The organism is Amycolatopsis deserti, assembly GCF_014653945.1.
Classification (GTDB): Bacteria; Actinomycetota; Actinomycetes; order Mycobacteriales; family Pseudonocardiaceae; genus Amycolatopsis_E; species Amycolatopsis_E deserti.
On sequence record NZ_BNAU01000001.1, the window covers coordinates 1,465,599 to 1,492,072 of the forward strand.

At 74.1% G+C, this 26,474-nt stretch carries 22 protein-coding genes; 12 read left to right on the forward strand and 10 right to left on the reverse strand.

Annotated elements, in window-relative coordinates; genetic code table 11:
- Window positions 1-121 precede the first annotated feature (121 nt).
- Window positions 122-2,125 carry an acyltransferase family protein gene (locus IE290_RS07185; RefSeq protein ID WP_191243641.1) on the reverse strand — a complete coding sequence of 668 codons (2,004 nt, stop codon included), beginning with the start codon at window positions 2,123-2,125 and terminating at the stop codon, window positions 122-124.
- 80 nt (window positions 2,126-2,205) lie between these two features.
- On the opposite strand from IE290_RS07185, the gene IE290_RS07190 reads away from it, so the two are divergent.
- A complete protein-coding gene (locus tag IE290_RS07190) occupies window positions 2,206-2,781 on the forward strand; it encodes an NUDIX hydrolase (protein ID WP_191243642.1) in 576 nt (191 codons plus the stop codon).
- 309 nt (window positions 2,782-3,090) lie between these two features.
- Here the strand turns inward: IE290_RS07190 and IE290_RS07195 are convergent, their stop codons facing one another.
- A complete protein-coding gene (locus tag IE290_RS07195; protein ID WP_191243643.1) occupies window positions 3,091-3,264 on the reverse strand; it encodes a hypothetical protein in 174 nt (57 codons plus the stop codon).
- A 147-nt stretch (window positions 3,265-3,411) separates the two neighbouring features.
- Entirely contained in the window at window positions 3,412-4,404 is a 993-nt protein-coding gene (locus IE290_RS07200) for an acyl-CoA dehydrogenase family protein (RefSeq protein WP_191243644.1), read from the reverse strand.
- Between the two features lie 104 nt (window positions 4,405-4,508).
- Here IE290_RS07200 and IE290_RS07205 point away from each other — a divergent pair, with 104 nt between their 5' ends.
- A complete protein-coding gene (locus IE290_RS07205) occupies window positions 4,509-5,501 on the forward strand; it encodes an SDR family oxidoreductase (RefSeq protein ID WP_191243645.1) in 993 nt (330 codons plus the stop codon).
- A gap of 520 nt (window positions 5,502-6,021) precedes the next feature.
- On the opposite strand, the gene IE290_RS07210 is transcribed toward IE290_RS07205, so the two are convergent.
- From IE290_RS07210 to IE290_RS07230, 5 genes are all read right to left on the reverse strand, one after another.
- Window positions 6,022-7,314, reverse strand: coding sequence for a phosphoribosyltransferase family protein (locus tag IE290_RS07210; RefSeq protein WP_191243646.1), 1,293 nt, complete (start codon window positions 7,312-7,314; stop codon window positions 6,022-6,024).
- Between the two features lie 120 nt (window positions 7,315-7,434).
- Complete coding sequence (gene hmgA / locus IE290_RS07215) at window positions 7,435-8,757, reverse strand: homogentisate 1,2-dioxygenase (RefSeq protein ID WP_191243647.1); 1,323 nt, start codon at window positions 8,755-8,757, stop codon at window positions 7,435-7,437.
- 93 nt (window positions 8,758-8,850) lie between these two features.
- Complete coding sequence (locus tag IE290_RS07220; protein WP_191243648.1) at window positions 8,851-10,182, reverse strand: carboxylesterase/lipase family protein; 1,332 nt, start codon at window positions 10,180-10,182, stop codon at window positions 8,851-8,853.
- Window positions 10,183-10,243: 61 nt separating this feature from the next.
- Window positions 10,244-10,846, reverse strand: coding sequence for an HNH endonuclease (locus tag IE290_RS07225; RefSeq protein WP_191243649.1), 603 nt, complete (start codon window positions 10,844-10,846; stop codon window positions 10,244-10,246).
- Between the two features lie 36 nt (window positions 10,847-10,882).
- On the reverse strand, window positions 10,883-11,791 hold the full coding sequence (locus tag IE290_RS07230; RefSeq protein ID WP_191243650.1) for a proteasome assembly chaperone family protein: 909 nt from the start codon (window positions 11,789-11,791) through the stop codon (window positions 10,883-10,885).
- A gap of 214 nt (window positions 11,792-12,005) precedes the next feature.
- Between IE290_RS07230 and IE290_RS07235 the strand changes: the two genes are divergently transcribed.
- Genes IE290_RS07235 through IE290_RS07245 form a run of 3 tightly spaced genes read left to right on the forward strand, consistent with a single transcriptional unit; the run spans window position 12,006 to window position 15,646 of the window.
- Entirely contained in the window at window positions 12,006-13,538 is a 1,533-nt protein-coding gene (locus IE290_RS07235; protein ID WP_191243651.1) for a prenyltransferase/squalene oxidase repeat-containing protein, read from the forward strand.
- Entirely contained in the window at window positions 13,539-14,771 is a 1,233-nt protein-coding gene (locus IE290_RS07240; protein WP_191243652.1) for a cytochrome P450, read from the forward strand.
- A complete protein-coding gene (locus IE290_RS07245) occupies window positions 14,759-15,646 on the forward strand; it encodes a UbiA family prenyltransferase (protein ID WP_191243653.1) in 888 nt (295 codons plus the stop codon). The genes IE290_RS07240 and IE290_RS07245 overlap by 13 nt, the downstream gene beginning before the upstream one ends.
- Here the strand turns inward: IE290_RS07245 and mmuM are convergent.
- Together mmuM and IE290_RS07255 are read right to left on the reverse strand one after the other, a co-directional pair.
- Window positions 15,615-16,493 (reverse strand): homocysteine S-methyltransferase, encoded by an 879-nt coding sequence (gene mmuM / locus IE290_RS07250; RefSeq protein WP_191243654.1) that lies wholly within the window; start codon window positions 16,491-16,493, stop codon window positions 15,615-15,617. The genes IE290_RS07245 and mmuM overlap by 32 nt on opposite strands.
- Entirely contained in the window at window positions 16,490-17,113 is a 624-nt protein-coding gene (locus IE290_RS07255) for a TetR/AcrR family transcriptional regulator (RefSeq protein WP_191243655.1), read from the reverse strand. The genes mmuM and IE290_RS07255 overlap by 4 nt, the downstream gene beginning before the upstream one ends.
- A 246-nt stretch (window positions 17,114-17,359) precedes the next feature.
- Here IE290_RS07255 and IE290_RS07260 point away from each other — a divergent pair, with 246 nt between their 5' ends.
- From IE290_RS07260 to IE290_RS07290, 7 genes are all read left to right on the forward strand, one after another.
- On the forward strand, window positions 17,360-18,451 hold the full coding sequence (locus tag IE290_RS07260) for a helix-turn-helix domain-containing protein (protein WP_191243656.1): 1,092 nt from the start codon (window positions 17,360-17,362) through the stop codon (window positions 18,449-18,451).
- Window positions 18,452-18,458: 7 nt separating this feature from the next.
- The gene (locus IE290_RS07265) at window positions 18,459-19,112 is read left to right on the forward strand and encodes a YdcF family protein (RefSeq protein WP_191243657.1); all 654 of its coding nucleotides are present in this window, start codon (window positions 18,459-18,461) and stop codon (window positions 19,110-19,112) included.
- 13 nt (window positions 19,113-19,125) lie between these two features.
- Window positions 19,126-19,842, forward strand: coding sequence for a WbqC family protein (locus tag IE290_RS07270; RefSeq protein WP_191243658.1), 717 nt, complete (start codon window positions 19,126-19,128; stop codon window positions 19,840-19,842).
- 80 nt (window positions 19,843-19,922) lie between these two features.
- A complete protein-coding gene (locus IE290_RS07275) occupies window positions 19,923-22,028 on the forward strand; it encodes a transglycosylase domain-containing protein (RefSeq protein WP_191243659.1) in 2,106 nt (701 codons plus the stop codon).
- A gap of 247 nt (window positions 22,029-22,275) precedes the next feature.
- Entirely contained in the window at window positions 22,276-24,102 is a 1,827-nt protein-coding gene (locus tag IE290_RS07280) for a serine/threonine protein kinase (protein ID WP_191243660.1), read from the forward strand.
- Between the two features lie 5 nt (window positions 24,103-24,107).
- Window positions 24,108-25,205 carry a GlnX family signal transduction membrane protein gene (locus IE290_RS07285; RefSeq protein WP_191243661.1) on the forward strand — a complete coding sequence of 366 codons (1,098 nt, stop codon included), beginning with the start codon at window positions 24,108-24,110 and terminating at the stop codon, window positions 25,203-25,205.
- Window positions 25,202-26,461 carry an ABC transporter substrate-binding protein gene (locus IE290_RS07290; RefSeq protein WP_191243662.1) on the forward strand — a complete coding sequence of 420 codons (1,260 nt, stop codon included), beginning with the start codon at window positions 25,202-25,204 and terminating at the stop codon, window positions 26,459-26,461. The genes IE290_RS07285 and IE290_RS07290 overlap by 4 nt, the downstream gene beginning before the upstream one ends.
- Window positions 26,462-26,474 lie beyond the last annotated feature (13 nt).

The window sequence follows — 26,474 nt, forward strand, 5'->3', positions numbered from 1 at the left end:
CCACGCGCGGATTCATCAAACCTTGGACCGAATGAAATCACGCGGAGGGGCCGTGCGCAGCACACGGACGGGCGCACTCGGCCACCCGGACGGCGGATCCCTGCTCTACCGGTGGTGCGGGTCAGGCCGGCGCGGGCGGCTCCGGGTCCGGCGGCCCGAGTGCGGCGTCGACGGCCTGCTCCACGATCGTGTCCATGGTGCCCAGGTAGGTCGCGCCGACGTGGTTGTCGTCGAGGTAGACCAGCACGTTGCCGATCACCGGCGGGCAGACGGCCTCGTCGCAGTAGTAGTCGCTGAAGTCCAGGAACGACACGTTCGGGGGAACGTCGTCGAGGAAGAGCCACGGCGGCTCGTCGGCGTAGAAGTCGGCGCGCGGCGGGTTGCACTCAGGGGCGTCCGCACCGCGCAGCTCCACGCACTCCGACGGCGCGTAGTCGAAGCGCGGGTTGTCCCGCACCGCGAGCACCGGGATCCCGGCCGCTTCGATCTTCCGCCACTGCGCGACGAACCCCGGCGGGGTCCGCTCGGTGAGCCCGGCCCGCACGTCGCGGGTGCCGGTGGTGAACACGGCGTCCGGCCGCAGGTCGAGGATCTCATCGGCGGCCGCGGCGTTCCAGTCACGGCAGGCCTGGTCCTCCGGGTCGATCTCGGACTCGGTGGAGAACGGGCACCCGCCTCGCGACATCACCACCAGTTGCCAGTTCCGCCGCTGCGCCACCGGTTCCAGGGCCGCGATGAACTGGGTGGGGTGCGAGTCGCCGACGATGACCAGCGTCCTCTCCGGTGGGCCCTCCGGCGTGGTGGTGCAGACCAGCAGCTCGCTGCCGCGCGGCGAGTCGGCGCAGTTGTCGATCCAGGCCCAGTCGTCCGGCAGCGCGAGCGGCGAGGGCACCGGCGCCACGTCGGCGGCGCCCTGGTAGACGAACCCGGGCGTGCGGGCCAGGGCGCCGGGGTGGTCGAGACCACCGGCCGCGGGCGCGCCGGAGCGGGCCAGGCCCGCGACCTGCCAGGCGCCCGCGGCGGCGAGCACCGGGATCATCGCCAGCACGGCGAACCGGTAGGCGCCGCGCACCGTCAGCTGTGACCGGCGCACCGGCGTCTCGACCAGGTGGTGGGTGGCCACCGCCAGGGCGAGGGAGACGCCGATGACGACCGCGCCGCCGAGGAGGCCGACCTCCGCGCGGCCGCGGTGGACCAGGTAGAGCACCAGCACCGGCCAGTGCCACAGGTAGAGGGGGAAGCTGAGCTTGCCGAGCCAGGTCAGCGGGCGGGCGGTGAGCAGCCGGTCGGCGCCGGCGGGGCTGCCGGTGGCGCCGGCGAGCAGCACGAGCGCGGCAGCGGTGACCGGCCACAGCGCGGCGATGCCGGGGAAGACGGTGCCGACCTGGAGCACGAGCCCGCAGGCGACGAGCCCGGCGACGCCGAGCCAGCCGAGCCCGATCCGCAGCGCCGCGGGCAGCGTGATCGCGTCGATGACCAGCGCGAGCAGCCCGCCGAGGGCGAACTCCCAGATCCGGGTGAGCGCGGAGAAGTAGGCCAGCGGCTGGTTCTCCGCGGTCAGCCACACCGAGTAGACCAGCGACGCGGTGGTCAGGACCACCAGGGTGGTGGTGAGGGCGGGGCGCAGGCGCGCCCGCGCGGCGGCGGCGAGGCCCGCCACGAGCAGCGGCCAGAGGAGGTAGAACTGGCCCTGGATGGACAGCGACCAGAAGTGCTGCACCACGCTGGCGTCGCTGTGCTGGGCGAAGTAGTCGGCGGAGTTCGCGGCGAGCTGCCAGTTCTCCAGGTAGAGCGCGGCGGCGAAGACCTCGCGGATGGTGGCGAACCAGCGGGCCTGCGGCAGCACGAGCGCGGCGGCCGCGATGACCACGAGCAGCACGGTGAGCGCGGCCGGGAACAGCCGGGTGATGGTGCGGGCCCACAGCGCGCGGACGTCGATGCGGCCGCGTTGCCCGGCGCGGAAGAGCTGGCCGGTGATCAGGAAGCCGGTGAGGAAGAAGAACACGTCGACGCCGCCGGAGATCCGGCCGAGCCACACGTGGTAGACGACCACGAGGACGCAGGCGAGCGCGCGCAGGCCGTCGATCTCGGGGCGGTACCGGGTACGGGGGTGGGGCGGGGTCATCGGCACCTTTCCTCACTCGGCGTTCCCGGCGAGATCGAGATTACCCACGGCCGTGGCGCGCTCCGGCTAGGGTCGGCGGGGTGCGGACCGACGTGATCGAGGCGTTCCCGCGGGTGGCCGTGCCGCTGGACGGGCGCCGCGCGGCAGCGGTCGCGATCGTGGTGGCCGGGGACGAGCCGGTGATCTGGGTGACCCGCCGGGCGAGCAGGATGAGGGCGCATCCCGGGCAGTTCGCGTTGCCGGGCGGCCGGGTCGACCCGGGTGAGGACGCGATCGGGGCGGCGCTGCGCGAGCTCGAGGAGGAGCTGGGGGTGGCCGCGGAGCGCGCGGACTGCGTCGGCGTGCTCGACGACTACCCGACGCGCTCGGGGTACGTGATCACGCCGGTGGTCGTGCGGTTGCCGGGCGCGGTGCGGCTGCGCCCGAACCCGGACGAGGTGGCGCGGGTGCATGTGGTGGGACTGCGGGAGCTGGCGGTGGAGCCGCGGTTCCTGACGATCCCGGAGTCGGACCGGCCGGTGATCCAGCTGCCGCTCGCGGGCCACCTGGTGCACGCCCCGACGGCGGCGGTGCTGTACCAGTTCCGGGAGGCCGCGCTGTACGGCCGCACCACGAGGGTCGCGCACCTGGAGCAGCCGGTGTTCGCGTGGCGGTGAGGCCGCCGTTCCGGCGGTGGAGCGCCGGGCGGCAGGCGCCCACGGCCACCGGCTGGTCCCGGCAATGACGTTGGATCGATCCCACCTTGAGGAAAAGGCCGGATGTCCACGGGCACGAACCCGCCTGAGGCGGGCCCAGCCGCGGCGCCCGGCGCCTCAGTCGGCAGAGCCGCATTCCGCGCCGCGGGCTGAGCGGGCGCCTACGCGCCGCCCGCGCGGGCTCAGCGCGGGCGCCCACTCCGCGATCGTGCCGATGCCTCAGCGCCCGGGAGAGCCGCGGCTCAGCACCCTGGGCGCCAACCCCCGGCGTCAGCCGTGCTGGGGGGCCTCCGCCGCCGGCGCGGTGGGCGGCTCCGCACCCGCTTCGCGGACCTGCCAGTTCTCCAGTCCGCCGCCGAGGCGGTCGGCGTAGTGCTCCGCCGCCGCCTGGGTCGGGAACCGGATCTCCTGCGCGCGCGACACGTGCGTGATCTTGTAGGCCATCACCACTCCCCTGCCCCTGTCGTTCTTTCGCGGCCCGTCACTCCCCGACCGGCCGCGTCGAACAGTAGAACACCTGTTCGACGACACGCAAGCCGACACGCCGGTCTCCGGCAGGGAATTTTTGATCGTCCACTCAGGACATTCACCTCAGCGGAATAGTGGCTGGCCAACGGCATCCCGGCCGATGATCTCCTCCAGCGACTCACCCGTGGGGGTCATCACCCTCGCGGTGAGCGCGTCCCGGAAGTGGCGCTCGACGCTCACGTCCTTGCGCGCCGCCGCGAAGCCGCACAGCCGGAGCAGCCGGTCGCCGACCTCGGTGGCCGTCTCCGCGGCGACCAGCCGCGCCTGCACCGCGCGCACCATCGCGTCGGGGCGGCCGGTGGTGACCGCGGCGACGGTGTCGTCGAAGAACGCGCGCAGCAGGTCGGTCCGCGTGCGCAGCGCGGTGAACTCCGGCCGTCCCGGAACGTGCCCGGCCGCGAGCATCGCCTCGATCAGGCCGAGTGTGAACGCGGTGCCGAGCACCAGGAAGCCCGGCAGCGCGACCGCCAGACCATCCGCGACCACGGAGCCGGCCGGGATCGCGACGTGGTCCGCGGTCACCGAGGTCGCGGCGCTGCCGCGCAGGCCGACCCCGTCGAACGGCGCGCCGATCCGCAGACCCGGCACGGCGCCGCCGACCAGCACGGCCCCGGAGTCACAGGTCCACACGTAGCTGTCCGCCTCGCCCGCGGCCACCACCCAGCTCTTGACCCCGTCCAGCTCGGCGGCCCGCACGGTGCACCGGTCGCTGGGAGCGCCGAGTGCGAGCGTGATCAGATGCTCCCCGCGGGCGATCGCGCCGCGCACTTCGGGCGGGCCGTGCGCCTCCACCAGCGCGGTGGCGGCGTAGTGGGTGAGGAGCACCATCGCGGTCGAGCCGCACACCCCGGCGACGCGTTCGACCACGCGCGCGGTCTCGGCGAGACCGGCGCCCCCGCCGCCCACCGCTGGCGCGCTGGCCAATCCCAGCAGCCCGACCTCACCGAGCGCGCTGATCCCCGACCGCGGGAAGCACCCGGCGCGGTCGACCTGGTCGGCCTGCGGGGCGATCGTCGACTCGATCACCGAATCGAGCAGAACGGTGTGGTCGAGCATCGGCCACCACCTAGCGTGCGGGGATGCGGACACTGCGTTACTACCCGGCGGCCGCCCCGGAAAACCACCGGATAGGGCCGCCCCCGCCCGGGTAGCCGGGAGGCATGGGAGTCGTGGTGGTGACGGGAGCCAGCGGCGGGGTCGGCCGGGCGACGGCGCGGGCGTTCGCCGAACGGGGTGACGACGTCGCGCTGCTCGCCCGCGGCGAGGCGGGGTTGCGGGCCGCCGCGCGGGAGGTCGAGGAGGCCGGGAGGCGGGCGCTGCCGATCCAGGTCGACGTGGCCGACTTCGCGGCCGTCGACCGCGCGGCGAGCCGGGCCGAGGCGGAGCTGGGGCCTGTCGACGTGTGGGTCAACGCGGCGTTCAGCGGGGTGTTCGCGCCGTTCACGGAGGTGGCGCCGGAGGAGTTCCGCCGGGTCACGGAGGTGACCTACCTGGGGTTCGTGCACGGCACGCGGGCGGCGCTGGACCGGATGCGGCCGCGGGACCGGGGCGTGATCGTGCAGGCCGGGTCGGCGCTGGCCTACCGCGGCATCCCGCTGCAGTCGGCCTACTGCGGGGCGAAGCACGCGATCCAGGGGTTCACCGAGTCGCTGCGGTGCGAGCTGCTGCACGAGCGGTCCGGGGTGCGGGTGACGATGGTGCAGCTGCCCGGGATGAACACGCCGCAGTTCGACTGGGTGCTCTCGCGGCTGCCGCGGCGGGCGCAGCCGGTCGCGCCGGTGTACCAGCCGGAGGTCGCGGCGCGGGCGATCGTGCACGCCGCCGAGCACCCCGGGCGGCGCGAGTACTGGGTCGGCGGCTCGACGGTGGCCACCCTGCTCGGCGACAAGTTCGCGCCCGGGCTGCTGGACCGCTACCTGGCCCGCACGGGCTACGGATCGCAGCAGGCGGAGCAGCGGCGCGACCCGCGGCAGCCGGCGAACCTGTGGACCCCGGCCGACGAGCGCCGCGACTTCGGCGCGCACGGCCGTTTCGACCGCCGCGCCGTGCGGCGGATGGTGCAGCCGTGGGCCTCCCGGCACCATGGCCTGCTGGGCGCGGCCGGGCTGCTGCTCGCCACCGTGGGTGGGGTGCTCGCTCGCGCGCGCCGCTGACCGCCGTGCTGGGGGGTGCGGCAGGTGCCTGATCGCTCGCGCCGCGGTGGGAGCCGCCTGGCGGCACCACAGGGGGCAGGACTGCTGCTCGCCACCTTGGGCGGTAGTCGCTCGCGCGCCGCTGACCGCGCCCACGCGGCGCCGCCCGCCGCAGGCGCCACCCGACGGCACCGCTGCCCCGACCGCCGCGCCGTGCGGCGGATGGTGCAGCCAGGGGCTTCCCGGCACCACGGCCCGCTCAGCGCGGCCGGACTGCTGCTCGCCACCCTGGGCGGCAGTCACTCGCGCGCCGCTGACCGCGCCCACGCCGCGCCGCCCGCCGCAGGCGCCACCCGGCGGCACCGCTGCCCGACCGCCGCGCCGTGCGGCGGATGGTGCAGCCAGGGGCTTCCCGGCACCACGGCCTGCTCGGCGCGGCCGGGCTGCTGCTCGCCACCCTGCGTGGGGTGCTCGCCCGCGCCCGCCGCTGACGCGAGTCCACCGCCTGCCGCAGCAGAGGGCCTCGCCCCGGACGCCCCAGTTAACCGCCCTCGATGGTCACCGGCGTCAAGTGCCTTCGGAACCAGTCGCGAGCCAGGCAGGCCGCCGCGTCGAGCGTGCCCGGCTCCTCGAACAGGTGCGTCGCCCCGGGGACGACCGCCAGGTGCGCCTCGCCGCGGAGCTGGGTGTGCGCGGTCCGGTGCAGCTCCACTTCGGCGGCGTCGCGGGCGCCCGCGATCAGCATCGTCGGCGTGCGGACCCATCCCAGGCGCTTCGCCGCCAGGTCGGGCCGTCCGCCGCGCGCCACCACCGCCGCCACCTCCACCCGGTAGTCCGTCGCCGCCAGCAGCGCCGCCGCGGCCCCGGTGCCCGTGCCGAAGTACCCGACCGGCAGGCCCGTCCGCGCGCGCACCCACCGCGTCACCTCCACCAGCCGGCTCGCCAGCAGTTCGACGGCGAACACCCGCGCCCGGTCGGCCTCCTCGCTCGGCGTCAGCAGGTCCACCAGCAGCGTCGCGATCCCCGCCCGGTGCAGCGGTTCCGCCGCCGACCGCGCCCGCGGGCTGTACCGGCCGGTGCCACTGCCGTGCGCGAACACCACGATCCCCGCCGCACACTCCGGCACCGTCAGCCGCCCGCCGAGGGGCACCGCCCCGACGAACACGGTGACCTCCTCGTCGCTCGTCGCCGGGTCCGGATCACCGGGCTCGCCCGCCAGCAGCCGCGCGACCTCCTCGTCCGGGGTCTGCGTGAAGTCGTCGTACCACTGCCCCACCGCGGTGAACGCCGCCGGGCACTCCAGGCACACCACGTCGTCGGCGTCCTCGCGCAGCGCCGCCACCGCCTGCCGCGCCGCGACCGGCACCGCGACCACGACCCGCCGCGCCCCCGCCGCCCGCGCGGCCGCCACCGCGACCCGCGCGCTGGCTCCGGTCGCCATCCCGTCGTCGACGACGATCGCGGTGCGTCCCGCCAGCGGCACCGGCGCCCGCCCGGCCCGGAACCGCGCGGCGCGACGGTCCAGTTCGGACCGTTCCGCCGCCTCCACCGCCGCCAGCTCCGCCGCGCTGATCCCGAACCGCCGCACCAGATCGGGGTCCACCAGGCGCAGCCCGCCCTCGCCGATCGCGCCCAGCGCGAGCTCCGGCTGGAACGGCAGGCCCAGCTTGCGCACCAGGACCACGTCCAGCGGCGCGCCGAGCACGCGGGCCACCTCGGCCGCGACCGGCACACCCCCACGGGGCAGCCCGAGCACCACCACGTCGCTGCCTCGCCACCGGTCCAGTCGCGCCGCGAGGCGGCGACCGGCGTCCCTCCGGTCGGTGAACGGCATCGGAGTACCTCCTCCGCGAAGTTCTCCGGCGACCGTATCGGCGCCGCCGGTCCGCGGCGAGAGTCCTAGGGCCCCACTGGGCCGAACGGCGGCACGGCAACCGCCGCGCACCGTCCGTGCTCAGCCGGTGAACTCACGCCGGATCCCGCGCCACACGGCGTCATAATCGGGTTGCCGGTGCGCGGCCGACGCGGCGAAGCCCGTCGTCACCACGGGCCAGCGCGTCTCGAACATGAACGCGAGCGTGTCGTCGATCTTCTGCGGCACCAGCTCCTGCGTGCTGGCCTTGGCGTAGGTGGCGGCGTCCGGGCCGTGCGCCGACCACATGTTGTGCAGGCTCGCCCCGCCCGGCACGAACCCTTCGGCCTTGGCGTCGTAGACGCCCTTGACCAGGCCCATGAACTCGCTCATCACGTTGCGGTGGTACCAGGGCGGCCGGAAGGTGTCCTCGCCGACGAGCCAGCGCGGCGCGAAGACCACGAAGTCCGCGTTGGCCTGCCCGGGCAGTTCCGACGGCGAGGTCAGCACCGTGTAGATCGACGGGTCGGGGTGGTCGTAGCTGACAGTGCCCATCACGTTGAACCGCGCAGTGTCGTACTTGTAGGCGGCGTGGTTGCCGTGCCAGGCCACGACGTCCAGCGGCGAGTGGTCGTACTCGGCCGCCCACAGCCGGCCGCCGAACTTCTGCACCACCTCGACGGTCGCCTCGCGGTCCTCGAACGCCGCGACCGGGTACTGGAAGTCGCGCGGGTTGGCCAGTCCGTTGGCGCCGATCGGCCCGAGCTCGGGCAGGGTGAACGGCTGGCCGTAGTTCTCGCACACGTAGCCGCGCGCGCGGTCGCCGAGCAGGTCGACGCGGAACCGGACGCCGCGGCCGATCACCGCGATCTCCCCCGGTTCGACGCGCAGCCTGCCGTATTCGGTGTGGACCATCAGTCCACCGAGTTCCGGCACCACCAGCAGTTCCCCGTCCGCGTCGACGAAGCAGCGGTCGGTCATGGAGCGGTTCGCGCGGTAGACGTGGATGCCGATGCCGGCGCGCTGCAGGACGTTGCCGGTGGCGCCGACGGTGTAGAGGCCGTCGACGAAATCGGCCGGCTCGTCCGGGAACGGCACCGGGTCCCAGCGCATCCGGTTCGGGTCGGGCACGCCGTCGATCACCGGCGCGCTGCGCAGCGTCGGATGCTCGATCGGGTGAAACGGCGGATGCGCGGCGGAGGGCCGGATGCGGTAGACCCAGCTGCGCCGGTTGTGCGCGCGCGGCTCGGTGAAGGCGGTGGCGCTGTGCTGTTCGGCGTAGAGCCCGAGCGGCGCGCGCTGCGGGGAGTTGCGGCCGACCGGCAGGGCGCCGGGGACCGCCTCGCTGTGGTGCTCGTTGCCGAAGCCCGTCAGGTACGCCAGCTCCGTGCCCGCCCGGACGCCCGGCTCGATCGTGCTCGTCATCGTGCACACCCCACCCTGGTCGGCTGCTGAGCTGACTACCAGCGTCGTCGGGTGGCGCACGCGGGTCAACTTCGGCGGCGCGCTTGCCGGTGGTCAGGGCAGCCGGTGCGGGGCGCGCTTCGGTGTGTGCCGCGGCCACCCCGGGGACGGGACGCCGGTGCGGGCGAAGGACAGCCACGCCGCCCGCAGCTCGCGGCCCAGCTCGCTCAGCGTCGTCCACTCCGCGCCCGCCAGCATCGGCGCCGCGCGCCACGCCGTCTCGTCGCCGAGCAGGAACGGCAGCTCCACGCAGTGCCCGGCGCCGTACGGCGAGTCCGGCGCGCCCCAGTCGAACACGTAGCTGTACACCCGCCCGCCCCGCGCGGCGAGCTGGTCGGCGAAGGCCCGCGAGGGCGCGCCGAACATCCACCGCGTGATGCCGGCCTTCACCGCCGCCACCCCGCGCGCGGTGACCGGGATCCGTTCCAGCCGGGCGAAACCCGGCTTGCCGGTGAGGAACGAGTTCATCTCGGCCGCCGTGGTGCCGATCAGCACGTCCACGTCCGGGGCGAACCGCGCCCGCTGCGACAGCCAGTGCGTCACGCTCGGCAGCGGTGGCGCGTCGGCGACCGGGCAGAACGGCGGCACCGAGTACAGCCCGCCCGGCCCGGCGGCCTTGACGATGGTCTCGTTCTGGGCCCGCAGGATCTCCGCCACCGGCGCCGTCCGCGGGTCCCCGCCCAGGGCGGTGGTGAACAACCGCGCCGTGCGCGCGGCGGTGCGGGCGCCGGCCAGCCGCAGGCCCAGCGGCGCGCTCTGCAGGATCGCCCGCCGGAACAGGCCGCGCGCCTCGGGCAGTGCCATCAGGCACGCGATCGAATGCGCCCCCGCCGACTGCCCGAACACGGTGACGTCGTCCGGGTCGCCGCCGAAGGCCGCCGCGTTCTCCCGCACCCAGCGCAGCGCGGCGAGCTGGTCCAGCAGGCCGAGGTTGCCCGGCGAAACCCCGGGCAGGCGCAGGTAGCCGAGCGCGCCGAGCCGGTAGTTGGGCGCCACGAACACCACGTCGCCCTCGGTGACCAGCCGGTGTCCACCGTAGAACCCGAACGAGTTGGCCCCGGTGACGTACGCGCCGCCGTGCAGCCACACCATGACCGGCCGCTTGCGGTCGTCGGGGGCGGGCGTGATCACGGTGAGGTTGAGGCAATCCTCGTCCTGGTCGGGCACCTCCGCCGGGACGCCCATGACGCCGTCCGGCCGCACCGGCGGCTGCGGGCTGACCGGGCCGTGGCGGGTCGCGTCGCGGACACCGGTCCACGGCTCGGCGGGCTCGGGCGGGGCGAACCGGGGCGCGCGGGCGAAGGGGATGCCGCGGAACTCGGCCAGGCCGTCGGCCGTGACGAATCCGCGAAGCTTGCCGCGCCCGGCGGCCACCACGGTGTCCACACCACCACTGTAACCGCGGGCAGCGGGCGATGATCGCGGTGCGGATTTCGCCGCGCGCCACTCAGGACGGGCGCGGGTAGAGCCGCCGGGTCGCCGCCATCCAGTGCGCTTCGTCCGCCCCCAGCGGCGGGCGGCCGAGGGCCTCCCACAGGTCGGCGTAGCGGTCGGCCAGGCCGTGCCAGCCGTCGTCCGCCGGGGCGCGCAGCGTCCAACCGAGCGCGTCCAGCGGCAGGTTTCCCTTCGCGCTGTTGCACACCCAGCAGGCGGTGACGATGTTGCCCGGATCGAGCGGGTCACCACCGCGCGTGACCGGGATGACGTGGTCGTGGGTGGCCGAGATCGTCTCGATCGCCGGGTGCACCTCACCGGCCTTCCAGTTCCGGTGGTACGGGAACTCCCGCGGGTACGCGGTCGACACGAGACGCATGACGGGCGTGAGGACGGTCGGGACGCCGCAGTAGCGGCACTGGTAGCGGTCGCGCTCGAAGATCCCGGCCCGCACGCGGATCGAGGGCGTCCGCCGGGGGACGGGCGGCCGGATGGGCTCGGCGATGGCTCCCATCCTCGCGTCCGCCGCGGCGCGGTCCTGCCGGATGAGCGCCCGGACCACGTCGTGCAGCACATCGGGGTAGCCGGCGGCGTTCCCGCCCGTCGTCCTCACCACGAACCCCTTCGTTCCTCCGCCCGGGCCCGGCGGGCGTCAGTCGCGGCGGTCCTGTTCGGCCAGGAAGCGTTCGAACTCCGCGCCGAGCTCCTCGGCGGTCGGCATCGAGCTTTCGTCGGCCAGCAGCGTCTTCTTCCCGTCCATCGCCTCGACGAACAGGTCGTACTGCCGCTCCAGCGCGTGCACCACGTCGGCCACCTCGTCGGATTCGGCCACCTGCCGCGCGATCTCGGCGTCGGTCCGGCGGGAGGCCGCCCGCAGCGCCTCGTCCGGCAGCGACAGGCCCGCCAGCCGCGTGATCGAGCCCAGCACGGTCAGCGCCGCCGCCGGGTAGCGGGACTGCGCCAGGTAGTGCGGCACGTGCGCGGCGAACCCGACGGCGTCGTGCCCGGCCTCGCCCAGCCGGAACTCGGTCAGGTTCAGCGCGCTGCCCGGCACCTCCAGCCGGTTGAGCACCGGCTCGTAGTCGCCGATCAGCTCGCGCCGCGTCGCGTGCGCGGTCACCCCGAGCGGGCGCGTGTGCGGCGCGCCCATCGGGATCCCGTGGAACGACACGGTCATCCGCACGTCCCACCGCTCCACGAGCGTCCGCACCGCGGCTGCGTAGCGCTCCCACATCGCGTCCGGCTCCGGCCCGCTCAGCAACAGGAACGGCGTGCCGGCCTCGTCGTGGAACAGCCGCACCGCCAGCTCGGGTGTGTCGTAGCTCTCCCAGTGGTCGGTGTCGAACGTCATCACCGGCCGCCGCGCGCGGTAGTCGATCAGCCGGTCCACATCGAACCGGGCCACCACCCGGTTGTCCCAGTTCGTCTTGAGGTGCTCGCTGACCAGCGTCCCCGCCTGGCCGGCGTCCATGAAGCCGTCGAGCTGGTGCAACAGCACCGCCCCGCTCAACTCCGGGAGCTCCGAGTCCACCTCGTAGAGATCCGTCGGATCGAACACCACAGCCTCCTGCCTGTTCCGGGCACCTCTCTCCTCGACACTCAACGTAGCGAGGGCGGAGATCCATTCCGTCGAAGGGCTTAGTTCCACCGGGTTACTGCGCCACTCGGGCGAAACTGGTTAAGAACAGTGTTCAGGGATGCTAGGTTGGATCTCTCCGTCACGGCCGGTACACCGAGCGTGATCAACGTCGCCGCTGGACCACGAGGGACCACCCATGACCGCCGACCTGGCCGAGCACGCGCACCACCTGCTGCGCGCCATGGTCACCGATCCGTACGGGGACTTCTCCCCGTCGGTGTACGAAACCGCGCGCCTCGTCTCGCTGCTGCCCGCGCTGGCCGGGCACGCCGACCGCGTCGCGTTCCTGCTGGGGCAGCAGGCGGCCGACGGCGGCTGGGGCGGGCCGGAGGGCTACGGCCTGCTCCCCACGCTGAGCGCCACCGAAGCTCTGCTGACCGAGTTCCGCCGCACCGGCGCCCCGGCGGCCGCGGCCGCCGCCGAACAGGGGCTGCGGGCGCTGTTCACGCGGTGGGGTCCGGACCTGCGGGTGCGCCTCCCGGACACGGTCGCGGTCGAGATCCTGGTGCCCTCCCTGGTGTCCGAGCTCAACGCGCACCTGGACGCGCTGACGGCCGACGACATCGTGCTCGCCGGCGGCCGCCGCCTGCCGCACCCCGAGGGCACGCACCCGGCGCTACTGGAGGAGCTGCGCCGGCTCGCCGAGGCCGGGCAGGCGCTGCCGGACAAGATCCTGCACTCGCTGGAGGCGCTGGGACCGGCCGCGCACGGGGCCGGTTTCGCCCGTCCCGGCGAGAACGGGCTGGGCTGCTCCCCCGCCGCCACCGCGGCGTGGCTCGGCGGCGACGTCGCCGCCGGCCGCCCCGGTGTGCGGTACCTGGAGAACGTCCAGGCGCGTCACGGCGGAGCGGTGCCGGTCGCCGCGCCGCTGACGGTGTTCGAACGATCCTGGGTGCTGTCCACGTTCGCCGACGCGGGCCTGGCGGTGACCGTCCCGGACGAGGTGCTGGACGGCCTGGCCGCGGAGATCGGCCCGCACGGTCTCGCCGGCGGCGCCGGCCTGCCGCCCGACGCCGACGACACCTCCACCGCCCTGTACGCCCTGGCCGCGCAGGGCCGGCCGCATCCGCTGGACTGCCTGCGCGAGTACCACGTGGACGGTCACTTCTGCACCTACCCGGACGAGCGCACGCCGTCGGTCACCACCAACGCCCACGTGCTGCAGGCGCTGTGCGCGAACGGACCGTCCGAAGTGGCCGGACGGGTCGCGTCGTGGATCGTGGACCAGCAGCACCCGGACGGCAGCTGGACCGACAAGTGGCACGCCTCCCCCTACTACGCGACCGCGCGGTGCTTCCTCGCGCTGGCCGGCAGCGGGCGCGGCGTGACGGCCCGCGAACGGGCGCTGCGGTGGATCGCGACGACGCAGCGCCCGGACGGCTCGTGGGGTCGCTGGCAGGGCACGTTCGAGGAAACCGCCTACGCGGTCCAGGTCCTGGCCCGCGCCGGGGAGCCGTGGGCGGACGAGGCCGCGGCGCGCGGCTGCGCGTTCCTGCTGTCCTGGCCGGAGGCCGCGCATCCCCCGCTGTGGCACGACAAGGACCTCTACACCCCGGGCCGGATCGTGCGCGCCGAGGGGATCGCCGCGCTGCACCTGGCCCGCCGCCGTCCGCGGATCGCGGCGCTGCTGACGCGGCTCGAGCCGGCGCCGGCCGAGCGGACGGCGTGAATGAACCGGGTGGAACTCGCGCTCGCCGCCACACCCCTGCGCTTCCTCGACGCGCACGCCGACGACCCGGCCGCGATGCTGGACGTGCGCACCGGAGAAGCGCCGAAGATCCTGGTGTGGCACCACGACGCGCTCACCTCGCTGTTCCGGCAGGACGCGCACCTGCGGCACCCGGGCAGCCGCTCGCTCGCCCCGCTGCTCGGCCCGAAGTCGATGCTGTGGGCCGACGGCACGCGCCACGCCGCGTACCGGAAGCTGCTCGGCGCGCCGCTGCGCGGACGGCGCCTGCGGGATTACCACGGCCTCATCGCGCAGGCGGCCGCGGCGGCGATCGACGCGCTCGACGCGGGCACGGTGTTCGGCCTGGCGGCGTGGACGCGGCGGCTGGCGCTGGACATCGTCGCCCGGATCATCCTGGGTGCGGCGGATCCGGTGCTGCTGCGCGATGTCACGGCGTGGCTGGACCACGCGCTGGGGTCGCGCCGCCGCACGCTCGCGCACCGGTTCCTGCGCGGCGGCCTGCCCGCCTCGGGCGCGGAGCTGGACGCCAGGCTGGTCGCCGCCGCGAAGTCGGATCGGCGGAACCTGGTGTCACCGCTGCTGACCGGAAACGGCCCGCTCGGCCCGGTGCCGGACGACGAGCTGCGCGACCAGGTGGTGTCGCTGCTGTTCGCCGGGCACGAGACGACCGCGTCGGCGACCGCGTGGACGCTGTACTGGCTCACGCGCCGGGCGGACCTGCGCGAGGCCGTGCTGTCCGAACTCGCCGCCACGACCGGCGACGGTTCCGATCCGGCGGAGGTCCCGGTGCTGCAGGCGGTGATCTCCGAGGCGCTGCGGCTGCACCCGCCGGTAGAGGTCGCCGGGAACCGGACGCTGCCGGAGCCGGTGGAGCTGCTCGGCCGGACACTGCCCGCCGGGACGGTGCTCACCCCCGCGATCTACCTGGCGCACCACCGGTCCGAGTACTTCCCGTCCCCGCACAGCTTCGATCCCGGCCGATTCCTGGGCCGCCGCGGCGTGCCCGAGGGCTACCTGCCCTTCGGCGGCGGCACCCGGTTCTGCCTGGGCAGCCAGCTCGGGCAGCTGGAGATCCGGATGGTCACCGCGGCCCTGCTGCGCCGTCGCGTGCTGCGGTGCGTCAACCCGCGCGCCGGGGTGGCGAAGCTGCGCGGGCACGCGATGGCGCCCTCGGCCCGGCTGCGCGTGGAAGTCGTGGCGTGCCGGGACTGACCTGGTGGCAGGACGTGGTTCTCGTGCACCGCCTGCACTTCCCGCTGCCGCTGAGCTATCTGGCCTACGCCTGCTGGGGCGCTGCGTTCGCGGATCCGCGGCACCTGCTCGGCGGACCGGTGCTGCTCAGCGTGGCGGCCACGCTGCTGGTGCTGCTGGCCGCGCTGGCGCTGAACACCGCGGCCGATCTGCGCACCGACGAGCAGGACCGTGACAAGACCGCCCTGGCGGGCGCGGCGCGGCGGATCGGCAGCGGGCGGATCTTCGCCTGGGCGGCGGCCGAGGCGGCAGCCGCGATCGCGCTGGGCGCGGCGGTGGCGGTGTGGCTGGGCCGCTGGGCGGCGCTGCTGGTGATCACGGCGGCGCTGGCCGCGCACCTGGCGTACAACCTGGAGCCGGTGCGGTTGAAGCGGCGCGGGTTCGCCGGGCCCGCGGTGTTCGGGGCCGGGTTCCTCGCGGTGCCGGGGCTGGCGTCGTACTTCGCGGTGCGGCCGGCGCTGGAGCGGTCGATGGTGCCGGTGCTGGCGGGGCTGTGCGTGCTCGCGTTCGGCCGCACGGCCTGGTTTTCCGCGCCGGACCACGCCGCCGACGCGCGCAGCGGCGTGCGCACCCCGGGCGCGCGGTACGGTCCACGGCGGACGCTGGTGATCTCCTGCGGGGTCGTGGTGGCCGGGCTGGCGGTGCTGGGCTGCGGGCTGTGGTGGCGGTACGGCCCGGGCTGGGCGGTCGCCGGGGTGGTCGCCGAAGGCGCTTTCCTCACCGGGATGGTCGCGCTGGCCGGCCCCCGCGGATCCTTCTCGCGCATGCGCAAGCTCGCCACGCCGGCCGTGCTGGCCGGTGACCTCACGCTGGTGGCGATCCCGCTCCTGGCGTAACCACCGCGGCCAGCGCGGCGATGTCGTCCGGGCTCACGCGGCAGCATCCGCCCACGTACTCGACCCCGGCGGCGAGCCAGTCGCGCACCGCCTCCGGCGAGAACCGCGCCTGCCCGGTCCAGCCGCGGGTCCGCGCGTCCCAGGTCTCCCCGCTGTTGGGATAGACGATCACCGGTTTCCCGCTCGCCTCCCGCGCGATCTCCGCGGCCACGGCGACATCCCGCGGATCGCAGCAGTTCACGCCCACAGCCACGATCTGGTCGTTGCCGCGCACGACCGAGAACGCCTCGGTCAGGGGCTGCCCGGCGCGCGTGCTCTCGCCCTCGATCGTGTAGGACAGCCACGCCGGGACGCCCAGCCCCTCGATGGCGAGCAGGATGGCTTCGGCTTCGTCCACATCGGGCACCGTCTCGCAGCCCAGCAGGTCCGGCCCGGCCGCGGCGAGGATTTCCGCGCGGGGCCGGTGGAACGCGGTCAGCTCCGCCACGGACAGCCCGTAGTGGCCGCGGTACTCCGACCCGTCGGCGAGCGTGGCGCCGTAGGGCCCGATCGACGCGGCGACCAGCTCGTCGCCGGTCAGGCGCGCCTCCCGGGCGAGTTCGACGCTCAGCTCCAGCAGACGCACCGACTCGTCGCGGTCCAGACCCAGTTCGGCGAAGCCGCCGAGGCTCGCCTGGTAGCTCGCGGTGGTCGCGATCCGCGCGCCGGCGCGGAAGAACGCGCGGTGCGCCGCGACGATCGCGCCCGGGTCGTCGGCGAGCAGCCGGGCCGACCACAGCTCGCCGGACAGGTCGTGCCCGCGCGCCTCCAGCTCGGTGGCCAGCCCACCGTCCAGCACGACAGTCACGGGCCGGTGCGCAGGAAGGTCAGCTCGCGCCACCACACGTCGGCGAGCACGTCCAGCACGAGCGCGCGGTCGTGGCCGACGCCGCGGATCAGCCAGTGGTAGCAGGCCTGTTCCAGCTGCAGCACCAGCAACAGCGCGCGGGTCAGCCCGGCCTGCTCGTGCTCGCCGGTCCACTGTGTCAGGTACGGCGCCAGCTCCCGCGCCGCGTCCACACCCCACTGGTAGTGCCGCGCCGCGACGCGCGGGTCGTCGGCGACCGCCTGCGTCAGCACGTCGATCTCCACCGCGTAGCGCGTCCAGAACGCCAGCACGTGCTCGTCCAGCCAGGTCCGCACGCGGTCGCGGGTCAGCTCCGGGAAGTGCGCGAGCATCCGGTAGAGCGCGGCGGTGTCCGGCAGGATCCGTTCGAACAGCGCTGCCGCGATGTCGGCCTTGTCGCGGAAGTGCGCGTAGAAGGTGGCCCGGCTGCCGTTGGCGGCCGCCACGATGTCGGCGACCGTGGCGGCGTGGTAGCCGAGACGGGCGAAGACCTCGCGGGCGCACTCGAGGTAACGGTCGTGCGCCTCCCGCCACTGCTGCTCGCGGAACGTGTTCCGGGCAGGCGTGGAAATGCCGGTCATCACCCCATCGTAGTGCGCCGTCCGGGGGACGACACCTCCGCGCGGGCGGTTTCCCCTGCCGCAGCGCGGGATCCGCGGCAGGGGAAGGTGGAGCGGCACCCGGCGCCGGGGATCGGCCCGGGACAAAGGAGTCAACCCGGCGACGAGTGCCTCGCTCTAGCCTGAACGAGCGAACTCGTGACGGAAACGAACCACCGTTGCACTTTCGGTGTACTTACCGGACCCCGATGTGGTTACCCTGATCGTGTGGCCGCCGGGACGAACCCTCCGGGAGCCGCGACCGCCCAGCAGTGGACGGGGCGGGAGGCGCGGCTGCTGCGGCACGCCCTCCGCCTGTCCGTGCGGGGGTTCGCGGCCTACCTCGGCGTCGCGGCGCGCACGGTCGCCAAGTGGGAAAGCGGCGGCACTTCGACGGTGCCGCGGCCGGACACCCAGGCCATCCTCGACACCGCGCTGGCCAGGGCCGACGCCGGCGCCCGCACCCGGTTCGAGGTGCTGGTGACCCAGGCGCAGGAGGCCGGCCGCGCGCCGGAACCGGCCCCGCGCTACGACTACGAGGCCTGGACCGACGACCTGGACCGCACGGTGGCGTGCCTGGGGCGCCAGGAGTTCCGGCTCGCGCGCACGCTGCTGGACCGCTGGCTGGCCCGGTTCGAGCCGAACAGCTCCGACCGGCAAGGCATGTACCTCTACGGCCGGTCGCTGCGGCTGCTCGGCGAGGTGCGGCAGGACCAGGGCGCGCTGCGCGGCCCGCTGTCCGCCGAGCACGTCTACCGGCAGGCGCTGCGCGTGTTCACCGAACTGGAGTCCCCGCGCCGCGTGGCCCAGCTGGAACTGCAGCTGGTCGTCATCGACGAGATGTCCGGGCAGCTGGACGCGGCCGCCGCGCGCTACGAAAGCCTCACCGCCGACGAGCGGCTCAGCCCGCACGACCGCACGCGCGCCCGGCTTTGGGTGGGCACCGCGCTGAGCAAACGCGGCCTGCACGAGACCGCCACACACCACATCGTGCCGGCCATCCGCGAGTTCGAAGCCCTGGAGGAGCCCGCGGACTGGTCGATCGCGCACCAGAAACTGGCGCTGGCCCACCGCGGCGCGGGCGATCTCACCGCGGCCGGCCGGGCCATCGACGTGGCACTGACCAACCGGGTCGACGACACCCCGCTGCAGCAGGTGCGGCTGGAGACCGCGCACGCGCACATCCTGCTCTCCGACACCGCCACCGCGGATTCCGGGCTCGCCATTCTGGACCGGACCGCCCGCATTTCCACCCGCTACGGGCTCATGCACCAATTGCGCAGCATCGACAGCATTCGCCGGCGTTTCGAGTCCCGGTAAGAAACCCATGCGGAAAGCACTACTCGACACGGTGTGGGCCGACGCCGAACTCGTCTGGGAGTTCCACCGGCTGCGCCACCGCCCGAAACCGTGCTCGGCGGCCGTGGCACTGGGCTGCAACGACCTCGGTGTCGCCGCGCACGCGGCCGAACTCTACCACCGCGGGCTGTTCCCGGTCGTGGTGTTCAGCGGCGGCAACAGCCGCGAGACCGCGCGCGCCTTCCCACGCGGCGAGGGCGTGCACTACCGGGAGCGCGCGCTGGAACTGGGGGTGCCCGACGAGGCCATCCTCGTCGAGCCGCACGCCACCAACACCGGTGAGAACATCACGCTGTCACGGGAGGTTCTCGCCGCCGCGGGCATCGAGGTGTCGTCGTTGATGCTGGTCTCGATGCCCTACATGGAGCGGCGGGCGTTCGCCACGACGCGCAAGGTGTGGCCCGAGGTCGAGCCGGTGTGCGCCTCGGCCCCGGTGTCGCTGACCGAGTACGCGCTGCGGACGCAGCACGGCACCGAACTGATCGACATGATCGTGGGCGATTTCCAGCGCCTCATCGAGTATCCCCGAAAGGGTTTCGCAATTCCGCAGAAAATTCCCCCGATCGTGTATTCGGCGTATCGGAGACTGGTGGTCGCCGGATTCCGCAGCCGCATGCTGTGATTCCATACGGCCCGTGCCCGAGACGCTTTCCTGCGCCGTCCATCAACCGAATCTCTTCCCCCGGCTGTCCACACTGGGCAAACTGGTCCGGGCCGACGTGTGGGTCGTGCTCGACGACGTCCAGTTCAACGCCCGCGACTACCAGCACCGCGCCCGGCTCGCCGCGCCGGCCGACCCGGAGGCCCAGCGCTGGCTGACCGTGCCGGTGCACCGCCCCCGCGGCCGGGACAGCCGGATCGGCGAACTGCTCCTGGCCGATCCGGCCGGCACCCACCGCACGGTGTCCCGCCTGGTGCGGCAGTACTACGGCCGCTGCGCACACTGGCCGGAGACCGGCGAACTGGTCGAGGAGGTGCTCGCCGCGCTGGCCCTGAACGAGCGGCCGGCGGTCGTGGCCGAGGTGTCGGTGCGCGCGATGCTGCACCGGCTCGGCTGGCGCGGCGCGGTGGTGCGCAGCAGCGACCTGCCCTCGCGGGAGGGCCGGTCGCAGCGGCTGGCCGACCTCACCGCCGCGGTCGGCGCCGGCACCTACCTGTGCGGGCCGGGCGGGGCGAAGTACCTGTCGGAGGGCCCGTTCCTGGAGCGCGGTCTCCAGGTGCGCTACCCGCCGCCACCCCCGCTGACCCGCGAGCGCGGGATGCGCACGGCCAGCGCATTGTGGGCGTTCGCGCAGCGCGGTGCGGCCGGTGTCCGCGACGCGCTCGCCGTGGACTGCGTGCCCGCGCGCTGACCCCCAAGAGCCGTTCTACACAAGGTAAAGACCATTCCGGCAACCGGGTCTTCACGGCGGCCCGGTTACCGTCGCCTCCCGTGCGTCTGTCTCGTGGTGTGCCCCGGTTCCTCGCCTTCTGCGCGGTCGCGGGGGTGCTCGTCGCCGGGGTGGCCGCGCCCGTCGCGCTCGGCGCGGGGGTGCTGTCGAACCAGGTCGCCGACGCCGTGGACGGGCTCTCCGCCACACTCGCCAACAGCGAGCAGCCGCTGGTGACCACCGTGACCGACCGGGACGGCACCCCGATCGCGACGCTGTTCGACCAGTACCGCCTGCCGGTCACCGCCGGGCAGATCGCGCCCGCGATGAAGGCCGCGATCGTGTCGATCGAGGACCGGCGCTTCTACGACGAGGGCGGCGTCGACGTGAAGGGCATGGTGCGCGCCGCGCTGCACGACTCCTCCGGCGGCAGCACGCAGGGCGGGTCGACGATCACCCAGCAGTACGTCAAGAACTACCTCATCAACGTCGTCGACCGCAACGACAGGGCGGCGCAGCTGGCCGACCAGGCCGACACGATCGCCCGCAAGCTGCGTGAGGCCAAGATCGCCGTCCAGCTCGGACAGACGGTGTCCAAGGAGGACATCCTCACCGGCTACCTCGACGTGGTGGAGTTCACCGGCAACATCTACGGCGTCGGCGCCGCCGCGCACGCGTACTTCGGCACCACGCCGGACAAGCTGACGGTGCCGCAGGCCGCGCTGCTGGCCGGGATGGTGAACAACCCCAACCTCTTCAACCCCTACACCCACCCGGACCAGGCCCTGCAGCGTCGCAACCTGGTGATCGACGCGATGGTCAGCACGAAGACGCTCACCGCGGCCGACGGGGCCACCGCGAAGGCCGCGCCGCTCGGCGTCCTGCCCGACGGGCCGGACGTCCCGTCCAGCACGTGCCTGGGCGCCGCGCCGGACGCCGGGTTCTTCTGCCAGTACGCGGAGAGCTACCTCATCCAGTCCGGGTTCACCGCCGACCAGCTGGAGACCGGCGGGTACGTCATCCGCACCACGCTGGACCCGCGGGTGAGCCGGATCGCGAAGGCCGCCGTGGACGCGAACGTGCCGACCACGCAGGACGGCGTGGCGAACACCTTCGCGGTGATCCGGCCGGGCCAGACCACCCACGAGGTGCTCGCGATGGTCGCCAACCGCGACTACGGCACCGACCCGGCGCGGGGCGAGACGTCGACCAACATCGTCGCGGGTGCGAGCAACGTGTTCGGCGCCGGATCGTCCTTCAAGATCTTCACCTCGGCCGCCGCGCTGGAAAGCGGCAAGGCGGGACTGGACACGCCGCTGCCCAACCAGGCCGGCCAGTGCTTCGCCCAGCCCGGTGCGAACAAGTACACGCCGCCGTACTGCGTGCAGAACGACGGCGTGAACTACCCGGACCCGATCTCGCTGCGGGACGGCCTGGCCACCTCGCCGAACGTCGCCTTCGTCAACCTGGAGCAACAGGTCGGGATGCCGGCCGTGCTGGACATGGCGCGGCGGCTGGGTCTGCGCAACACGCTGACCACGAACGACGCGGGCGCCAAGCCCGACCCGTCGTCGCCGAACCCGCAGTACAGCCAGCCGCAGTCGCAGTACTTCCAGGACAAGCTGTCGTTCACGCTGGGCAACAGCCCGGTGAGCCCACTGGAGATGGCGAACGTGTCGGCGACGCTGATGAGCGGCGGCACGTGGTGCCCGCCGGACCCGATCCTGTCGGTCACCGACCGGTACGGGCACGACGTGCCGGTGCGGCAGCAGGCGTGCGAGCAGGTGGTGCCGCCGGGGCTGGCGGATTCGCTGCTGAACGGGCTGAGCCAGGACACGGTGTCGGGCACGTCGGCGGCGGCGGCCGCGGCGGCGGGCTGGCACCACGCGGACTTCGGCAAGACCGGCACCACGCAGCAGAGCGAGTCGGTGGCGTTCGTCGGCGGGGTCGACGACTACGCCGTGTCGTCCATGGTCTTCGCCGACGGCCCCCACCCGGCCGAGATCTGCCCCGGCACGCCGGTGCACCTGGGCTCGTGCGGGCACGGCGCGTTCGGCGGCACGGTGGCCGCGCCGCCGTACTTCCACGCGATGAACCAGATCCTGGGCGGCCGCCCGGACACGCCGATCCCCGCGGCCGATCCGGCGTACCTGCGCGCCCGCGGGTAGATGTCGCTGGTCGCGCGCGCAGGCGATGGCGATCTCTCGCAGATGTGCCTCGCCATCCCCGCCCGCGCGGGTGGCTTCCCAGGAGTCAGTCGCTCAACGAGTTGACGTGGATCGGGGCGGCGTGTCGGCCTGCGCGGCCGGTACCGCCAATTCGGCGAAGGCGGCGGCACCGGACAACGCTACCTCGTGACCGACAGCCTGGTGACAACCTAGCCACGCAACGCCGTCGTGTCGTAACCTCCGGTGAGTGGGCCTCGAGGAGGAAGAGCCCCCGGAAGCCGCCGGGCTCGGTCCGGGTGAGCTGGTCGCCGGGCAGTACGAGGTCGACCGGTGCTTCGCCCGCGGCGCGTTCGGCTTCGTCTACCTCGCCCGCGACCGGAACCTGCAGGGCAAGCAGGTGGTGCTCAAGGGCCTGACCCGCCCGCACGACACGGCCGCGATCAAGCTGGCCGCGCACGAGAGCCGCGTGCTCACCGCGCTCGAGCACCCCAACATCGTCCGCATCGTCAACGTCGTCACCCACCGCGGCCTGCGCTACTTGGTGATGGACCACGTCGACGGGCCGTCGCTGCGGAGTGTGCGCGACGCGGGCGGCATGACGATCGCCGACGCGCTCGCGTGTGCCGTCGACGTGCTGGGCGCGCTGGCCTACCTGCACGGCAAGGGCCTGCTGTACTGCGACATGAAGCCGGACAACGTGATCCGCACGCGCCGGTCGGCCAAGCTGATCGACTTCGGCGCGATCCGCCGCACCGGCGACCGGGAGAGCCCGATCCTCGGCACCACGCCCTACCTGGTCGGCCACACCGAGATCCGCGAGCACGGGCTGACCGAGCGGGCCGACATCCACGCGGTCGGGGTCATGCTCGACGAGCTGGTCGAGTGCGGCGACGACGACCCGGGGGCCGAGTCGTTCCGCCGCTTGGTCGCCCGCGCGACCGCCGACTACGACCGGCGCTTCGCCGACGTGCCGGAGATGCTCAACCAGGTGCGCGGGGTGCTGCGCGAGGTGCGGTGCCTGACCGACGGCAAGTCGCGGCCGGCGCGGTCGGCGGTGTTCGCCGAATCCGCGGCGCTGCTGGACGACGGGCTCAGCCTGGCCCCGCCGCTGACCACCTGGACCGGCGGCGGCAGCACGACCCTGGCCGACGGGCGGCCGTCCCCGGCGGACGTGGCGACCGGCCTGCCCGTGCCGTTCCCCGATCCGGACGATCCGCGCACGCCGCTGCTGCACACCGTGCGCGCGCCGGACCCGCGGCGGTTGCTCACCAAGCTCGCGAGCATCCCCGGGTCGGTGGAGGTGGACTTCCACCGGGCTCGTGCGCACCTGGAGGCAGGCAACCTGACCGCGGCCGGGCACAGCCTGCGCTCGGCGGAGCGGCAGCTGGGCTGGCGGGCGCACCACGACTGGCGCACCAGCTGGCACCGCGGCCTGCTGGCGCTGGCCGAGGGCCGGGTGCGCGAGGCCGAGGAGCTGTTCGACGAGGTCTACCGGTCCACACCCGGTGAGCTCGCGCCCAAGCTGGCGCTCGGGTTCTGCGCCGAGTACCTGGCGCGGCCGGACACCGCGGCCCGCTTCTACCAGGCGGTGTGGGCGTGCGACCGGTCGCAGGCCAGTGCGGCGTTCGGGCTGGCGCGCATCCGGCTGCGTGCCGGGGAGCGCGGCGCGGCGGTGGCGGTCCTCGACGAGGTGCCGGAGATCTCGCTGCACCGGCACGGCGCCGCGGTGGCCGCGGTCCGCATCCTGGCCGGTCACCTGCCCGGCGGCGCGCACCCGTCGGCGGGCGACCTCGCCTCGGCCGCCGACCGGCTGCACACCCTGACCCTGGACAGCGAGGAATCGTGGCAGCGCCTGGCGACCGCGGTGCAGGAGAGCGCTTTCTCGTTCGTCCTCGAACACGGTGACGGGTCGCTGCCGCCGGGCCCGGTGCTCGGCAATCCGGTGTCGGAGAAGGGTTTGCGGGACCGGCTGGAACGGTCCTACCGCGAGCTGTCCCGGCAGGCGCGCACCGCGGACGAGCACGGGGTGCTGATCGACCGGGCCAACGGGGTGCGGGCGAGGTCGCTGTGGTGAATACGGTGAGCACGGTGACCTCGACGACGCGGCGCACGCTGGTCCGGCTGCGGCTGGCCCTGCTGGTGACCACCGTGGCGGTGCTGGTCAGCGGGTTCGCCACGGTGCGGGGCGTGCAGGTTGCGGCGGAGACCGTGCGGGACCGGACCGTGCAGGCGGTCATCGAGGTGTCGGCGGCCGAGTCGGCGCTGATCCGGGCGGACCGGGCGGCGGTGCGCAGCTTCACCTCCGGCGAAGTCCGCCTCGCCGGGGCCGGCACCGAGTACGCGACGCAAACCGCGCTGGCCAGCCAGAGCCTCACCCGCGTCGCCGAGCTGAACGAGGCCGGGGACACGGGCAGCCAGATCCTGCGCCTGGTCGAGGGACTGCTCGCCGCCTACCGGGCGGCGGTCGCTCAGGCCGACGCGCACTACCGGCAGGGCGGCGGCGAGGTCGTCGGCACGGCCGATCTGTGGGACGCCTCCTCGCAGCTGCTGCACTCCCCCGACGGTGTGCTGGAGCAGCTCGGCGAGCTGCGGTCGGTGCAGGAGCGGGCCCTGGCGCGGCAGCTGACCACCGGCTGGCTGCACCCGGCCACACCCGCGCTGTGGGCGGTGCCGGTCGCGGTGCTGCTCGCGCTGCTGTGCGTCACGCAGCTGTACCTGAAAAAGCGCTTCCAGCGGCTGGTGAACCCGCAGCTGCTGACGGCCACGCTGCTGCTGCTCGGGTTGTGCGCGAGCATGATGTTCACCCTCGTCGCGGCGCACCGGCTGGACACCGCGCGGGACCGGCTGACCGACGTGCTGGCCGGGTGGGACCGGCGGATGGCGCTGGCCGACGCCGACGGCCAGGACAAGCTGATCCGGCTGGTCACCGCGCACTGCCGGGCCGGGGACTGCGGCCTCACGGTGGGCGCGGCCGGCCAGGTGCCGGCGAGCGTGGCGGGGTCCATCCCGGACGAAGCGACCACCGCGGCGGGCACCCGGGACGTCAACGACCGGCTGGACGCGGCCGCGGCGAGCGGCCAGTTGCCGCTGGTGGTGCCCGCGGTGACGCTGGCGATCGCCGTGCTCGCCGGGTGGGGGCTGCACGCCCGGCTCGACGAATACCGGTTCCGCTCATGAGGGGCCTGGCCGGGGTGCTGCTCCTGCTCGCCGCGTGCCTGACCGGCTGCGGCGCCGGGGCGGGCACGCGCACGCTCACCGTGCTCGCGTCGTGGACCGGGGCGGAGGGCGCGGCGTTCGAGCAGGTGCTGGCCGGGTTCACCGCGGAGACCGGGATCCGGGTGCGCTACCAGGGCACGCGCGCGGTGTCGCAGGTGCTCGCCTCGGACGTGCAGAACGGCAACCCACCGGACATCGCGGTCGTGCCGAACCCGGGCGAGCTGGTCACCTACGTGCGCTCGCACAACCTGTACCCGCTGGACGACGTGCTCGGCGCGCCACCGGTGGAGATCTACGGTCCACAGTGGCTCCAGCTGCAGGTGGCCGGGCAGGCGCACCTGTACGGGATCGCGGTGAAGGTGGATCTGAAGAGCATCGTGTGGTTCAACCCGGCGCTGCACGGCCTGGCCCAGCCGGGCACGTGGGAGGAGTTCGCGGCGGCGACCGGTGCGATCCCGTGGTGCCTCGGGCTGAGCGCGCCGCCGGTGTCCGGGTGGCCGGGCACCGACTGGGTCGAGGACGTCCTGCTGCACCAGTCCGGACCGGACGTCTACCGGCAGTGGGCGGCCGGGCAGCTGGCGTGGACCGCGCCGGCGGTGCGGCGCGCGTGGCAGACGTGGGGCGCGATGATGGCCGGCACGGTCGGGGACAACCCGGGCCGGGTGCTGCTGACCAACTTCGCCGACGCCGGCAAGGGCATGCTGGTGTCGCCGCAGAGCTGCGCGTACGAGCACAACGGCTCGTTCATGCTCGCGCGCTACCCGGGTGCGGGGCGCGGGCTGGACTTCGTGGCCGTCCCGCCGGCCGGGCCCGACGTGGCGCCCGGGACCTACGAGGTGTCGGCCGACCTGGCGGGGATGTTCACCGACACGCCGGCGGCGCGGGCGCTGATCCGGTACCTCGCGACCCCGGCGGCGCAGGAGATCTGGCCGCGGGTCAGCGGGGGCAGCGCGTTCTCCGCGACGCGCTCGATGGACCTGCGCGCCTACGACGGCCACCCGGCGGCGCGCAAGATCGCCGAAACGCTCCGCTCCGGCGGCACCCTCTGCTTCGACGCCTCCGACCTGATGCCCGCGACGATGGCGAACGCCTTCTACCGCGCGACGCTGGAGTACCTCGACGACCCCGGGCGCCTGGAGACGCTGCTGGAGCAGCTCGACCGGATCCGGCTGGGCGTCAGCCCGCAGGAGTGGCTGAGCGTCCCCTGTGGACGGTGACATCGAGGTCGGG

Coding starts and splice junctions, on each gene's coding strand:
- IE290_RS07185 (WP_191243641.1), bottom strand. CDS start 2,125: ATGACCCCGCCCCACCCCCGTACCCGGTACCGCCCCGAGATCGACGGC.
- IE290_RS07195 (WP_191243643.1), bottom strand. CDS start 3,264: ATGGCCTACAAGATCACGCACGTGTCGCGCGCGCAGGAGATCCGGTTC.
- IE290_RS07200 (WP_191243644.1), bottom strand. CDS start 4,404: ATGCTCGACCACACCGTTCTGCTCGATTCGGTGATCGAGTCGACGATC.
- IE290_RS07205 (WP_191243645.1), top strand. CDS start 4,509: ATGGGAGTCGTGGTGGTGACGGGAGCCAGCGGCGGGGTCGGCCGGGCG.
- IE290_RS07210 (WP_191243646.1), bottom strand. CDS start 7,314: ATGCCGTTCACCGACCGGAGGGACGCCGGTCGCCGCCTCGCGGCGCGA.
- hmgA (WP_191243647.1), bottom strand. CDS start 8,757: ATGACGAGCACGATCGAGCCGGGCGTCCGGGCGGGCACGGAGCTGGCG.
- IE290_RS07235 (WP_191243651.1), top strand. CDS start 12,006: ATGACCGCCGACCTGGCCGAGCACGCGCACCACCTGCTGCGCGCCATG.
- IE290_RS07240 (WP_191243652.1), top strand. CDS start 13,539: ATGAACCGGGTGGAACTCGCGCTCGCCGCCACACCCCTGCGCTTCCTC.
- IE290_RS07255 (WP_191243655.1), bottom strand. CDS start 17,113: ATGACCGGCATTTCCACGCCTGCCCGGAACACGTTCCGCGAGCAGCAG.
- IE290_RS07265 (WP_191243657.1), top strand. CDS start 18,459: ATGCGGAAAGCACTACTCGACACGGTGTGGGCCGACGCCGAACTCGTC.
- IE290_RS07290 (WP_191243662.1), top strand. CDS start 25,202: ATGAGGGGCCTGGCCGGGGTGCTGCTCCTGCTCGCCGCGTGCCTGACC.